The organism is Streptococcus sp. HMSC073A12, assembly GCF_001812815.1.
Lineage (GTDB): Bacteria > Bacillota > Bacilli > Lactobacillales > Streptococcaceae > Streptococcus > Streptococcus vaginalis.
Genome location: NZ_KV810554.1, coordinates 37,723 through 51,966, shown reverse-complemented (window position 1 = coordinate 51,966; position 14,244 = coordinate 37,723). Strand labels below are relative to the sequence as shown.

At 40.9% G+C, this 14,244-nt stretch carries 14 protein-coding genes; 1 reads left to right on the top strand and 13 read right to left on the bottom strand.

The window, feature by feature from the left end:
* Positions 1 to 163: 163 nt before the first annotated feature.
* The 6 genes from rpoE to truA form a co-directional block, all read right to left on the bottom strand.
* Positions 164 to 751 carry a DNA-directed RNA polymerase subunit delta gene (gene rpoE, locus HMPREF2876_RS07920; protein WP_003035581.1) on the bottom strand — a complete coding sequence of 196 codons (588 nt, stop codon included), beginning with the start codon at positions 749 to 751 and terminating at the stop codon, positions 164 to 166.
* Positions 752 to 988: 237 nt separating this feature from the next.
* Positions 989 to 2,272 carry a trigger factor gene (tig, locus tag HMPREF2876_RS07915; protein ID WP_070241967.1) on the bottom strand — a complete coding sequence of 428 codons (1,284 nt, stop codon included), beginning with the start codon at positions 2,270 to 2,272 and terminating at the stop codon, positions 989 to 991.
* Between the two features lie 118 nt (positions 2,273 to 2,390).
* Positions 2,391 to 2,954 (bottom strand): TIGR01440 family protein, encoded by a 564-nt coding sequence (locus HMPREF2876_RS07910; protein ID WP_024052706.1) that lies wholly within the window; start codon positions 2,952 to 2,954, stop codon positions 2,391 to 2,393.
* Positions 2,955 to 3,051: 97 nt separating this feature from the next.
* On the bottom strand, positions 3,052 to 3,519 hold the full coding sequence (locus HMPREF2876_RS07905; RefSeq protein ID WP_042754123.1) for an ECF transporter S component: 468 nt from the start codon (positions 3,517 to 3,519) through the stop codon (positions 3,052 to 3,054).
* Positions 3,497 to 4,270, bottom strand: a complete 774-nt coding sequence (locus HMPREF2876_RS07900) for a bifunctional hydroxymethylpyrimidine kinase/phosphomethylpyrimidine kinase (RefSeq protein WP_024052708.1) — start codon at positions 4,268 to 4,270, stop codon at positions 3,497 to 3,499. The genes HMPREF2876_RS07905 and HMPREF2876_RS07900 overlap by 23 nt, the downstream gene beginning before the upstream one ends.
* Positions 4,260 to 5,009 carry a tRNA pseudouridine(38-40) synthase TruA gene (gene truA / locus HMPREF2876_RS07895; RefSeq protein WP_024052709.1) on the bottom strand — a complete coding sequence of 250 codons (750 nt, stop codon included), beginning with the start codon at positions 5,007 to 5,009 and terminating at the stop codon, positions 4,260 to 4,262. The genes HMPREF2876_RS07900 and truA overlap by 11 nt, the downstream gene beginning before the upstream one ends.
* Positions 5,010 to 5,132: 123 nt before the next feature.
* Here truA and HMPREF2876_RS07890 point away from each other — a divergent pair, with 123 nt between their 5' ends.
* Complete coding sequence (locus HMPREF2876_RS07890; RefSeq protein WP_070241968.1) at positions 5,133 to 5,612, top strand: NUDIX hydrolase; 480 nt, start codon at positions 5,133 to 5,135, stop codon at positions 5,610 to 5,612.
* Positions 5,613 to 5,624: 12 nt separating this feature from the next.
* On the opposite strand, the gene dnaJ is transcribed toward HMPREF2876_RS07890, so the two are convergent.
* From dnaJ to HMPREF2876_RS07855, 7 genes are all read right to left on the bottom strand, one after another.
* Positions 5,625 to 6,761 carry a molecular chaperone DnaJ gene (gene dnaJ / locus HMPREF2876_RS07885; RefSeq protein ID WP_024052711.1) on the bottom strand — a complete coding sequence of 379 codons (1,137 nt, stop codon included), beginning with the start codon at positions 6,759 to 6,761 and terminating at the stop codon, positions 5,625 to 5,627.
* 476 nt (positions 6,762 to 7,237) lie between these two features.
* On the bottom strand, positions 7,238 to 9,070 hold the full coding sequence (dnaK, locus tag HMPREF2876_RS07880; RefSeq protein ID WP_070241972.1) for a molecular chaperone DnaK: 1,833 nt from the start codon (positions 9,068 to 9,070) through the stop codon (positions 7,238 to 7,240).
* Positions 9,071 to 9,281: 211 nt separating this feature from the next.
* Positions 9,282 to 9,812 carry a nucleotide exchange factor GrpE gene (grpE, locus tag HMPREF2876_RS07875; protein WP_003026205.1) on the bottom strand — a complete coding sequence of 177 codons (531 nt, stop codon included), beginning with the start codon at positions 9,810 to 9,812 and terminating at the stop codon, positions 9,282 to 9,284.
* 60 nt (positions 9,813 to 9,872) lie between these two features.
* Positions 9,873 to 10,907: a heat-inducible transcriptional repressor HrcA gene (gene hrcA, locus HMPREF2876_RS07870; protein ID WP_024052713.1), complete on the bottom strand. Its 1,035-nt coding sequence runs from the start codon at positions 10,905 to 10,907 to the stop codon at positions 9,873 to 9,875.
* A gap of 266 nt (positions 10,908 to 11,173) precedes the next feature.
* Positions 11,174 to 11,869 carry a histidine phosphatase family protein gene (locus tag HMPREF2876_RS07865; protein ID WP_070241975.1) on the bottom strand — a complete coding sequence of 232 codons (696 nt, stop codon included), beginning with the start codon at positions 11,867 to 11,869 and terminating at the stop codon, positions 11,174 to 11,176.
* Between the two features lie 140 nt (positions 11,870 to 12,009).
* Entirely contained in the window at positions 12,010 to 12,699 is a 690-nt protein-coding gene (locus HMPREF2876_RS07860; RefSeq protein ID WP_024052715.1) for a histidine phosphatase family protein, read from the bottom strand.
* Positions 12,700 to 12,900: 201 nt separating this feature from the next.
* Positions 12,901 to 14,238, bottom strand: a complete 1,338-nt coding sequence (locus HMPREF2876_RS07855) for a PFL family protein (protein ID WP_024052716.1) — start codon at positions 14,236 to 14,238, stop codon at positions 12,901 to 12,903.
* Between the last annotated feature and the right edge of the window lie 6 nt (positions 14,239 to 14,244).

The window sequence follows — 14,244 nt, the reverse complement described above, 5'->3', positions numbered from 1 at the left end:
TACAACGTCCATTGCTTTTTAAGACGTGTTCATGAATAGCAAAACAAAAATAGCTCCCTAGAGCTAGGGAGCTTCGACTTCTTAAAAGAAGTGCCCAATATTATAATATCGCAGAATAAAACTTTTGTCAAATAAGAAAATAAGAATATATCATTAAATTTGACTATTCTTCATCTTCTCCATCTACTTCATCGTCAGAATAATCTTCGTCCTCTTCATTGAGTTCGACTTCTTCACCTAAATCATCAGGTGCAATTTCATTGATTTCAGCATCATACGCTTCAACTTCACTCTTCTCGTCGTCCGGATTGTCCTCGTCATAATTAAGGGCAGGGTCTGCTTCGTATGAGTCTTCATCTTCTGGATCATCGTCATTGTAATCAATGGCATCTTCATCTCCGTCCATAAAGGCGTTCACACGTTTCTTCTTCCGTTTCTTCGGAGTTTCTTCATCATCTTCTTCAAGTGTGATAATTTCTTCATCCACCTCGTCAATCGCATACCATGAACGCAAGCCCCATTTGTTATCTCCAAGAGGAATGAAACTGCCGTCTACATTTAGCTCTGTATAAAAAAGTGGCAAGGCTTCACGAATATCACTATTTGATTTTTCAAGGTAATTTTGAATTTCATTGACAAGATCATTAAAATACATTTCATGATGACGACCACGCGTTTCTAAGATAGCACGCGCTACTTCAATCATAGAAAGTTCACTTTTTTCTTGTCCAGCAAATACTTCTAATTCCAAAGTCGATCTCCTTTTAAGTCTGAGGGCTTCTGCCCTGTTAGCTCTCAAATATTTAATTTATTGAATTTTTCGCTACTTTTTATTGTACGATAAAAATCTTCTTTCGTCAAAAGAATTTTATCTTCTATTCAAGAAAATCACCATTTTTACCAAAATGACTTCCGCTTTTATATAAAAAGAAGCAAAAAGGCAATTCAGCCAATTCTCTGACTGAACTTGCCTTATGTTATCGCTCGATTATTTTACTTTTGCAGTACTTGTAATCAATTCAACGGCTTTTTTAATCACAATATCATGTTTCAACATATCTGCTGAAAGAAGTTGACGAACGCGTTCTACTTCCATATTGTAATCAGCGGCAAGAGAAGCAATTTCTGCTTCAATATCTTCATCACTTGCTTCAAATCCTTCTGCTTTCGCAACAGCTTCAATCACAAGGTTTGTCTTAGTACGTTTTTCAGCATCAGCTTCATGTTGCTTGTGAAGATCTTCTTGCGTTGTACCAGTAATTTGGAAATACATATCTGGTGAAATACCTTGACGTTGCATGTTTCCAAGGAATTCATTTACAGAGCGGTGAACTTCTTCGTGAACCATTTCTTCTGGCAACTCAACGATTTCTGCATTTTCTACTGCAAGATCAAGCGCTGCAGATTCGACTGCGTCATCAAAAGCAATTTCTTTTGATTCAGCTAATTCTTTGCGGTATTTTTCTTTTAATTCGTCAAGTGTCTCAACATCTTCATCAATGTCTTTCGCTAGTTCATCATCTAGTTCTGGAACTTCTTTTTCTTTGACTTCATGAATGGTTGTAACAAACTTAGCATCTTTACCTGCAAGGTCTGTTGCTTGATAGTCTTCTGGGAATGTCACGTTTACTTCTACTGTTTCACCAGCAGCATGTCCAACCAATTGATCCTCAAAACCCGGAATGAATTGACCGCTTCCGAGTTCAAGTGAGAAGTTATCTCCTTTACCGCCGTCAAATTCAACGCCGTCAACTGTTCCAACAAAGTCAATCACAACTGTGTCGCCATTAGCAGCCTTGTCTTCTTTCAATACTAGCTCTGCTAAATTGTTGCGTTCGCGTTCAATTTTTGCGTCTACATCTGCGTCAGATACTTCTTTAGAGACATCAACAGACACTTCTAGATTTTTATATTCACCTAATTTTACTTCAGGTTTTGTAACCACTTCAGCGGTAATAGTCCAATCTTGACCTTTTTCCATAGACGCCACATCAAATTGTGGTTGAGCAACAACTTCAATTTCTGCTTCTTTAACAGCAGCTTCATAAGCAGCTGGGAGAAGGGCGTTCAGTGTGTCTTGGTAAAGAGCTTCTTCCCCAAATTTTTGGTTAAACACCAGACGAGGAAGATGACCTTTACGGAAACCTGGTACATTCAGAGTTTTCTTAACTGAGTTAAACACGCGATCCAATTCTGGCTTGATTTGTTCTTGACTGATTGTAAATGTCAAAACTCCGCGATTTGTTTCTTTGTTTTCAAATGATACAGACATTCTGTCATTTCTCCTTAAAATTTATTGAATACAATCAATTATACCATAAATACACGTTAATTCACAAATTTTCTAATGAAAATTTAATGATTTTCCATCAACTTGTTTATTTTTCTCTTTATGCTTTCCGAATTTTATCCTTTTGGTAAGCAGCACGTACTCCACCGATTAGCTTAGGGCGACTGGCAAGAGCAGTCACATGCGCTTCTCCTAATTCTCTCAAAATTGGTCGAACTGGGATTTGGACATGTTTGATATGCATACCAATCGCTGTATCTCCGATATCTAGCCCCGCTTGAGCCGTAATAAATTCCACTTCAACTGGGTTGCTCATATATTTAAAAGCTGCTAATTGACCACTTCCACCAGCATGAAGAGTTGGCAAGACATTGACAATTTCCAGGTTTTGTTTTTGCGCCAATTCTTTCTCCACGACCAAAGCGCGATTCACATGTTCACAGCCCTGAACCGCCAAGTAAATTCCGCGAACTGACAACGTATCCAACATAGTTTTGACAATAACTTCTCCCACTTCTTGACTGGAATTTTTTCCAATATGCCCTCCAATCACCTCACTGGAAGACAAGCCCAGTACAAAAATATCACCGGAAGAAAGAGCTGATTTTTCTAAAACATCTGTTAAAATGATTTGTGTTTGTATTTTCAATTCTTGTAAATCCATGATTTCACCTCGTTTTAATTGTATTATAAATGATTTTTATCGCTTTTACAAACTGAAATTCTTAAAAGTAAAAAGGGCACAACGCCCCTTATTTACTTTATTTTTTCAAAACATCTGCCAACAATTTATTCAAAATAGCTCCGGCAATCATTCCTAAGGTATTTTGGCAAAAGTTAGGAAATATTTCTGGAAAAGCTGCTCCCCAACCATGCATAATCGTGGAAGCGAGAGCATAACCTCCTACCATAACAAGCGTCGCCAATACTAAACCAAGATAGCGACTTTTTTCTTTAAAACCTGCAAAATAGCCTTGTAGACCATGAAAAATCAGGCTGAAAAACATCCACTGAGGATAACCCGAAATCAAATCAATAAGAAATCCGGCTAAACCACCAACAATTGCTCCTTCTTTTCTACCAAAATAAAAGGCGGTAAAGAAAATTCCTGCATCAAGGAAAGTTAAAATCCCCGTTGGTGTTGGAATTTTCAAATAATAGCCCAAAACAACTGTCAATGCAGCAATCATGGACAAAAGAACAAGTTTATATGTCTGATTTTTTTTCATATTGAACAACCCCATATTGATCTGAATGTTGGATAGCTTGATAAACAAATTTTTTGGAAATTTGAACAGCTTCAAAAGTTGATTTTCCTAGTAATAGCTGACTGGCAATGCTAGAAGCAAAGGTGCAGCCAGCACCCGTGTTATTGTTTTCTAAAACAGGTGATTCCAAAATTTGAAATTGTTCGCCGTCATAAAAAACATCTATCGCTTTTTGAGCATCTAAGCGATTTCCTCCTTTGATAACAACGGATTTAGCACCCAAGGAATGGAGAAGTTTAGCCGCTTCTTTGACATCCTCCAATGTTTGCAACTCTTTTTGAACTAACAGTTCGGCTTCTGGTAAGTTGGGCGTGACGATGCTTACGTAAGGAAAAAATTTAATCAGTTCATCTCGAAGTGCCGAAACCTCCACATCATGGGTTTCCTTGCAAACTAAGACAGGGTCTAACACAACAGGAGTCTCTGCATGAGCTTTCACAAAATCTAAAGCCAAATCTGCCACTTCTACATTGGGCAAAAGCCCCAATTTAATAGCTGAGAAAGGTACATCCTTGAGAGAATTGAGCTGCTGAGCAAAGACGGTCGTGTCTACAGGAACAACCTCAAAACCTTGCTCTGTCATAGCGGTCAAGCAAGTCACCGCCACAAAACCATGCAGTTGGTTGACCGTGTAGGTTGCTAAATCAGCATGCAGTCCGCCACCACTAAAAATATCATTTCCTGATATAGCTAAAATAAAGTTATTCTTCATATCGTATCTCCTTTAGATAAAGTCCGTTTGGTGCTGCTGTTGGTCCAGCCAAATGACGATTTTTCTCTGTTAAAATTCTATCAATCTGCTCAACTGGCATTCGTCCGTTGCCAATCTTCAGCAATGTCCCGACCATATTGCGGATTTGCTTATATAAAAATCCATTGCCAGAAAAAGTAAAAATCAGAAAATTACGTTTCTCATCAAAGTCTAAGCGTGCTTCTGTAATCGTCCGAACTTTATTTTCCACACTAGTCCCTGAAGCTGTGAAACCCGTAAAATCGTGAGTTCCTTCGAGCTTTGCAATAGCATTTTTCATTAAAGAAATGTCCAAAAGATAAGGAAAATGGGTTGCATAATGGCGCATCATAGGATTTTTAGGACGCCCAATATCCACTATAAATTCATAGGTCTTGCTGTGTTTACAATATCTTGAATGAAAATCTTCATTCACCTCTTCTACGCTAATAAAATCAATGTCTTCTGGTGTCTGCGTATCAAGTGCGAAACGTAGTTTTTCTTCATCCCTTTTTTGTGGTAAATTAAAATGAATTACCTGCCCCAAAGCATGAACGCCACTGTCTGTGCGTCCAGCTCCATGAACGATGACAGGCTTTCCTCTATTGATTTTAGTTAAAGTCTTTTCAATCTCTTCTTGGACGCTGCGAGCATGAGGTTGCCGCTGAAAACCAGCAAAATCATGACCGTCATAAGAAATAATCGCTTTATATCGTGTCATGTGTTTATTGTAACAAGAAAAAAAGCCCCTCGCAAGACTGTAAAAACAAAACTGTCTGGGTACAGATTGGGCTTGACAAGACTGACAAAAGACTATACACTTAATTAGCTAAGGAGGAGCCAAATGGCAGAAGATATTAGTTACACAAACGGGCATCAACGCTTTCGCTATCGAGCAGCCGCTATCATTATTGAAGAGGGAGCTATTTGCTTCATGAGCAGTCCTTCCGAAGACTATCATTACTCCGTTGGTGGAGCTGTTCAATTTGGCGAAACAACCGAAGAAGCTGTTCTTCGAGAGGTTATAGAAGAAACTGGACAGCAATATGAAATTGACCGCTTGGTCTGCTTTCACGAAAATTTCTTTTCAAATTCAAACGGTGTCTTAAGAGGGTTAGATTGCCATGAAATTTGCCTATACTATCTTATGAAACCAAAAGGAAAACAATTCCAAAGTCAAATAGAGGACGAAACAGTTCACTGGATTCCTATTCAAGAATTAGAAAACCACAGGGTATTTCCAACCTTCATTCCACAGATTTTAAAAGGATTAGATATGGGAATACAGCATATCATTACAAAAAATGGAGAACAGAAAAACTGATCCCCATTTATTTTATTCTCCTTCAAAGGCATCTTTCATTTTATCAAAGAAGCCTTTCTTTTTAGGAGTAACGGTTATATTTCCAGCAGCAGCAAAATCTTTCAATGCTGCTTTTTGTTTGTCATTAAGTCCTGTCGGTGTCACAACGTTGACCGTGACATATTGGTCTCCCATGCTACCACCACGAAGACTTGGCGCTCCTTTTCCACGAAGACGGAATCGTTTGCCTGTTTGCGTTCCTTCTGGAATGGTTAATTCCACATCTCCGTGAACAGTCGGAATTTCAACGCTATCACCTAAGGCTGCTTGAACAAAGTTGAGGTTCAGTTTGTAATAAATGGTAGAGCCATCTCGCTCAAATTTATCACTTGACTCCACCTGAACGACAACATATAGATCTCCGTACGGTCCACCATTGAAACCAGCCTCACCTTGACCAGACAAACGAACTTGTTGACCAGTTTCAACACCTGCAGGGATTTTCACATGAACACTATGGGCTTGTTTTTCATGCCCTGTCCCATTGCAGGTTTGACAAGGGTCTTTGATTTCTTGTCCGCGCCCATGGCAGACATCACAAGTGACTTGACGACGCATCATGCCAAGTGGAGTTTGCGTGTCCACATTGATGACACCAGATCCGTGACAACGACTACAAGTTATTGGGCTAGTTCCTGGTTTCGCACCCGAACCGTGACAAGTATGGCAAGTCGCCTCACGATTGTATTTAATTTCTTTATCTGTACCAAAAATCGCTTCTTCAAACTTAAGGTTGACCCGATATTGCAGATCATCCCCTTGACGAGGTGCGTTGGGATTGCGACTTGCACCACCTCCACCAAAGAAGCTAGAGAAAATATCTTCAAAGCCACCAAAGCTAGAACCGTCAAAGCCACCAAAACCGCCAGCTCCACCGCCGAAGCCTCCATTAGCACCCGCAGCACCATATTGATCATAGGCTGCCCGTTTTTGCTCATCACTCAAGGTTTCATAAGCCTCTTGGACTTCTTTGTATTTCTCTTCAGCACCCGGTTCTTTATTGATGTCTGGATGATATTTTTTTGATAATTTCCGATAGGCTTTCTTAATCTCATCCTGAGATGCGTTTTTTGAAACGCCTAAACGGTCGTAAAATTCTGTATTATTCATAATATAAGATACAAAGGGCGTTAAGTGGGCACAGCCAAAATAGGAGTTTTGACGAAGAAGCCAGAGATTCTAGGAAAAACTATCTTTTTGGCACAGTCCGTAGCCCGTGTTCAGTTACGAACACTTTCCTTTCGTTTTAATTTAACAGAACGAACTTTTTTAGGGCAGGTTCAATTCTAAGTTTCCATTATCCAAAAACAGAGGTTGGTTTATCAACCCCTGAATTTATCTGTTACAAATCGGCTACAAGTAAGATTGAGCAAGCACTAAAATATAATCCGCAATCGTTCTTTCCAAGATGTGACAAAGGAGGTCTTAGGATTTTCCTGAGGCACTCCCATCTCATCGTTACGACGGGAAAAGACAAAGACGATTTTTTCTTTGTTTTCGAGCTAGTAAGCCGCCTAGCTCGACCGCCTTATAGTGGCAAGCGTTAGCAGATGAACTGCTTCGAGTAGCCATTTTGCTTTGGCGTCTTATTTCTCAGTAAACTCACCGTCTACGACATCATCACCTTTGTTGTCGTCTGTATTTGTTTGACTTGCTCCTTCTGCTCCTGCTTGAGCTTGTTGGGCTGCAGCCGCTTGTTCGTAAAGTTTCACAGCGAGGGCTTGAGCTTTTTCATTGAGGGCTTCAAGTTTTGATTTCATGTCATCCAAGTTGTTGTTTTCTTGGGCTTTTTTCAATTCATCAAGAGCAGCTTGAGCAGCGTCACGTTCTGCATCAAAGCCTTTGCCTTCTGTTTCTTTGATAGTCTTTTCAGTCGCAAAGATAGCTTGATCCACTTCGTTGCGAAGATCTACTTCTTCTTTACGTTTTTTATCTGCTTCGGCGTTTGCTTCTGCATCTTTCATCATGCGGTCAATTTCTTCATCTGTCAAACCTGAGTTCGATTGGATAACGATATGTTGTTCTTTTTGCGTACCAAGGTCTTTAGCCTTAACAGACACGATACCGTTTTTGTCAATATCAAATGTTACTTCAATTTGAGGGATACCACGAGGTGCAGCAGGAATGTCTGTCAATTGGAAACGTCCAAGTGTCTTGTTATCTGCTGCCATTGGGCGTTCACCTTGAAGAACATGGATATCCACAGCTGGTTGGTTATCAGCAGCAGTTGAGAACACTTGTGATTTAGAAGTTGGGATAGTTGTGTTGCGGTCAATAAGTTTTGTAAATACACCACCCATAGTTTCGATACCAAGTGACAACGGTGTTACGTCCAAAAGGACAACGTCTTTAACATCACCAGTAATCACACCACCTTGGATAGCAGCACCCATAGCAACCACTTCGTCAGGGTTTACAGATTTGTTTGGTTCTTTACCAGTTTCAGCTTTTACTGCTTCCACAACGGCTGGGATACGTGTTGAACCACCAACAAGAATAACTTCATCAATTTCTGACAAGCTAAGACCAGCGTCAGACAATGCACGACGAACAGGTTCTTTTGTGCGATCCACAAGCTCACGAGTCAAGTCATCAAATTTCGCACGTGTCAAGGTCATTTCTAAGTGGAGAGGTCCAGCTTCTCCCGCAGTGATGAATGGCAAGCTGATTTGAGTAGACGTTACACCAGAAAGGTCTTTCTTAGCTTTTTCAGCCGCATCTTTCAAACGTTGAAGAGCCATCTTGTCAGTTGACAAGTCAATACCATTTTCTTTCTTGAATTCTGCTACCAAGTGGTCGATAATCTTTTGGTCAAAGTCGTCACCACCGAGTTTGTTGTCCCCTGCAGTAGCTAACACATCAAAGACACCGTCGCCTAATTCAAGGACTGACACGTCAAATGTACCACCACCAAGGTCAAATACAAGGATTTTTTCTTCTTTATCTGTCTTATCCAAACCATAAGCAAGAGCCGCTGCTGTTGGTTCGTTGACAATCCGTTCTACTTCAAGACCAGCGATTTTACCAGCGTCTTTGGTTGCTTGACGTTGCGCATCGTTGAAGTAAGCAGGAACTGTGATAACTGCTTTGGTTACTTTTTCACCAAGGTAATCTTCAGCATAGCCTTTCAAGTATTGAAGAATCATAGCTGAGATTTCTTGTGGAGTATATTCTTTTCCATTTGCTGAAACTTTTTCAGAAGTGCCCATTTTTGATTTAATGGAGATAATCGTATCAGGGTTTGTCACTGCTTGACGTTTTGCTGCGTCACCAACGATGATTTCACCGTTTTTGAAAGACACAACTGATGGTGTTGTACGGTTACCTTCTGGATTTGCGATAATTTTGCTTTCAGTTCCTTCAAGAACTGCAACTGCTGAATTTGTTGTACCTAAGTCAATACCAATAATTTTGCTCATTATTTTTTCCTCTTTATTTAGAATTTCTTTTTTGATACTCTTCTTAAGTGGCGACACCATCAGAGCTTGACTAAGTCAATCTCTTTATTAAAGTTTGTGCAGAGAGCGCCACGGCGAGGAGTATCGCCAATTGTTCGCTTCGCTCACGGTTTAGCAGAGCGAAAATATATTTTCTTTCTTCATAGTTTACCGTCGTTTCGGACGAGATTTTTTATTCTGCTACTACTACCATAGCTGGTCTTAGGAGACGTTCATGGAGTTTGTAGCCCTTTTGGAAGACTTGTGCGATGCTTCCAGCTGGGTGATCATCATCTGCCGGCACCGTCTGAATAGCCATATGGAAGTTGTGATCAAATTCACCGTCTGTCGGAACTTCTTCAATTCCTTCATCTTTAAGAGCGGCAATCAAGCTTTCTTGAACCATTTCCAGGCCTTTTTTGACATCCTCAGTCAATCCCTCAACAGCCAAGGCGCGTTCTAAGTTGTCCAACGAAGGAAGGATTGCTTTCCCTAAGTCTTGGCTACGATATTTCTGCAATTGCTGACGCTCTTCATTTGCTCGGCGCTGAATATTTTGCATTTCAGCAGCTGCACGAAGATATTTGTTTTCAAATTCGTCTGCACGCTCATTTGCCAAGTCCAATTCGGACTTCTCAGGAGCTACCTCTGTTGTTTCTTCAGACGTTTCTTCTACCGAAACGTCCTCTTTTTTTGCTTCTTCTTGCTGTTTTTCTTCTGCCACTAGGCACCTCCTTATGGTATTTTAAGTATTTTTCTATCTATAACTATCAGCTCTGTCGCCTTAATGCACTTCATAATGATTGCTACTCAGATATCTATAAAAATCTGTGAGCTTCATCGTTAAAACGCGATTGACAACATTGAGTTGACTGACAACTCGCTGATAATCTAAATTGACTGGTCCAATGACCGCTAGCATACCAAATCCTCGGTAAGGAATGAGAAATTTGCTAGAGATGAGCGTCAAATTCGCCAGACTGCTTTCTCTGCTGTCTGCCACGCGCACCGTCTGCATTTGATCTTCAGCTAAACTATCTCGAATTTCAAAAGCCACTTTTTGCGGTTGATCAAAGAATTGATAACTCTTTAGATCTGAAAAATTCAGCAACTTCACCTTACCAGATACAATGACATTTTCTTTGAAAATATCACTAAAGATATGCTCGAAAAGATCCATAACATTATCGGTCGTTGTAAAATAACGCTGGATAATTTGTGGAATCTCTGTCCGAATCTTATAGTGAATATCAAGAACTGTCTGTCCTAAGAAACGCTCTTGTATCAATTCCTTCAGCTGAATCAAATCACTTCGCAAGAAATTACGGGGAATCATGAATTGACTGGTAATCGTATTGGACTCATCCAAAGTAAAGACTGCTAAAGCTGTATGCTGGCTGAGAATCACAATGTCAAAAGCCGTCAAGCGTTGTTGACTTGGTTCTACATCAAGTGCTACCACCGTACATCCACTTAACGTTGAAAGAACGTCCGCTGCCTGTTGAAGAACATCCTCTAATTTGAAGAATTCACGGTCAAATGCCTTGATCACTTCGTAGAGTTCATTTTCAGCAAGATGATCAAAGGAAAGGGAGTGTTTGACAAAGTATTGAAAACCTGCCACACTGGGTTTGCGCCCGCTTGATGTATGTGCTTTTTCTAAAAGACCTTGTTTTTCAAGAACAGCCATGTCATTACGAATCGTCGCGCTGCTAGACTGGATTGATTCTTGTAGGGATTTGGAGCCGACTGGCTCATGGGTCTTTGTAAAGATGTCAATGATCAAGTTTAAAATCTCATTCTGACGTTCCGTTACCATGACATCACCCCTTTCAGCTTTGAGCTGGAATATGAGATTTTTTGTTTAGCACTCTACACACCCGAGTGCTAACTCATGATTCTATTATACACTCTTCCACACCAAAGTCAAGACAAAAACTCAAAAAATTAGCACTCTTTTTGTAAGAGTGCTAAAAATCGGTCCGAGGACCTACAAAATATCTTATAGAAGATGTTATAAATCTTAAGCTTTCCTCAATGTTAAATAAAACCGCAGCAAATTCACACGAATTGCACTACTAAAAACTAATCTTGCTCACCGTCATCCAAATATTTTTTGCCAACAGTGCGGTAAGACATATCTCCGATGCAATCAACTGTGAAGCGACCAGTCTCGTATTCAATGACGGTCACACTACCATTGTCTAAACCATGTGATCTTGTTTGGTCAATGAGGTACACAAATGTTCCAATGGTCATACCGTGGCTAACAATCAGTGCATTGCCACCACCAGCAGCTTCGATTTCCTTGGCAATATCTGAAAATCCTTCCCAAATGCGGCTACTCAATTTTTCCCAGCTTTCAGCCCAACCAGCTGTATCAACCTCTACCAGACCCTCAGCCAACTCAGGATAACTCAATTGATGAACATGCTCTACATTGAAAACACGAGGCATCACTCCCATAAACAATTCACCATCATAAGCTCCATCAAAACTGCCAAAACACCATTCGCGAAGTCGTTTGTCTGTGCGATAAGGAATGCGTCCGGTTAATCCGAGTTCCTCTAGCATAATTCCCATGGTTTGAATCGTCCGCCCGCTATCGCTAGAAAAAGCTTTTGCAAATTGTAGCCCCGACTCGCGAAGTCCAATTCCTAGCTCACGAATTCCACGTTCTCCCACAGCGGTCAAAGGCGTATCAGACCAGCCTTGCGCCCGACCGATGGTATTAAACATGGTTTTCCCATGGCGAACAATGTATAATCTTGTTTTTGCCATATTTTACCTCCGTTTTTCTTACTATATTATATCATTTTTTGCAGAGAAGCATTTAAGAATGAAAGAAAAATCGGGAGTAAGATAAACGTCACCATTCGTAAAAAATAACTTTTCTCACATTCCCGTTTTTATGATTATTTCTATTCTTCCAATATCTTAGCACCTACTTGGCGATAAGACATATCTCCTAACGCTTCAATGGTGAATTTTCCATTTTCATATTCCACGACCGTTACACTGCCATTTTGTACGCCAGGATTTAAAATAATAGACGGATCAATCAAACAAGCAAAGGCACCGATTGTCATACTGTGGCTGACGACAAGAGCATTGCCCCCGCCAGAAGCCTCTACATCTTTTGCAATGGCTGTAAAACCTTCTAAAATACGTCCACTCAGCTTTTCCCAAGGCTCTGCCCAGCCAGCTGTATCCACTTCGACTAGACCGTCTGCCAATTCCTGCAAGGTTAGTTTCTTATAGTCTTCTACATCCAGCACTCGTGGAATCACGCCATGAAACAGATCGCCACCATAAGCACCGTCAAAACTGCCAAAACACCATTCACGAATCCATTTGTCAAAGGTATAAGGAATTTTGCCGGTTAAGCCGAGCTCTTCAAGGACAATCCCCATGGTCTGAATCGTCCGCCCAGAATCGCTAGAAAAAGCCCTTGTAAATGTAAGTCCTGATTCTCGCAGACCAATTCCTAATTCATGAATGCCACGTTCCCCTTCAGCTGTAAGTGGCGTATCACTCCAACCTTGTGCCCGACCAATTGTATTAAACATCGTTTTTCCATGACGAATAATATATAACTTCGTTTTTGCCATTTCAATCTCCTTTTCAAAAGAAGAAGCTGGGACAAAAGTGCTCAGCTTCCTTTGCTTATATAGTCATAATTATAAGACGCAGTGGCTGAGTGGACTCTAACACGTTGATAAATCAACTTTTACAACCCTACTCAACCGTGCAGAGGTGGGACGATGAAATCAAGTTTCTACGAAACTACTGATTTCTGTCCCACTCTCATTTTAATTTTTAAAACTATGAATCGGTGCTGGAATTTGTCCACCACGCGCAATAAAATCAGCTGATGAAGCTTTATTGACTCTCATCACTGGCGCAGTCCCTAAAAGACCTCCAAACTCAATCATGTCGCCTTCTTTTCCTTTAGGAATAATCCGTACCGCTGTTGTTTTCTGATTGATAACCCCAATAGCGGCTTCGTCTGCAATCATAGCTGCAATCGTTTCAGAAGGCGTGTCAGCCGGAATGGCAATCATATCCAATCCAACCGAGCAGATCGCGGTCATTGCCTCTAATTTTTCTAAATTGAGAGATCCGTTTTGAACCGCTGCAATCATCCCCTCGTCTTCTGAAACTGGAATGAAAGCACCAGACAAACCGCCGACTTGATTGCAAGCCATTACGCCACCTTTTTTGACTTGGTCATTAAGCAAAGCCAAAGCTGCCGTCGTTCCATGCGTACCGACTGTTTCCAAGCCCATTTCTTCCAGAACACGGGCAACAGAGTCGCCGACAGCAGGTGTTGGCGCCAAGCTTAAATCAACAATCCCGAATTTAACACCCAGCCGCTCACTAGCCATCTGTCCGACAAGCTGACCGATCCGAGTGATTTTAAAAGCTGTTTTCTTGACTGTTTCCGCCACTACATCAAAACTTTCGCCACGAACTTTTTCAAGGGCACGTTTGACGACACCAGGACCAGAAACGCCTACATTGATGACGACATCAGCTTCGCCAACGCCATGAAAAGCACCCGCCATAAAAGGATTATCCTCGACCGCATTGGCAAAAACAACTAATTTCGCTGCCCCCATGTCAGAAAGTTCTGCAGTTTCCTTGATGACACGTCCCATATCTGCAACTGCTGTCATATTGATTCCTGACTTGGTGGATCCAATATTAACAGATGAGCAAACCTTATCAGTCTCCGCTAAAGCTCGCGAAATGGAGCGGATGAGGATTTCGTCCCCTTTTTGATAGCCCTTTTGCACCAGTGCAGAAAAACCACCGATAAAATCAACACCGATTTCTTTTGCTGCTCGATCCAGCGCTTTTGCTAGAAGCACATAGTTATCACTATCTGTCGCAGCACCAATCAAGGAAATCGGGGTCACCGATACACGTTTGTTCACGATGGGAATACCCAGCTCCGCAGCTATTTCATCACCAACTGCCACCAAATTTTTAGCTTTCCTTGTGATCTTTTGATAAATTTTTTCTGCTGCTCGCTCAATATCCGTATCAATACAGTCGAGAAGTGAAATCCCCATGGTAATCGTCCGAATATCAAAATTTTGCTCCTCAATCATGGAAATGGTTTCAGTAACTTGCTTTATATCCATTTTTCA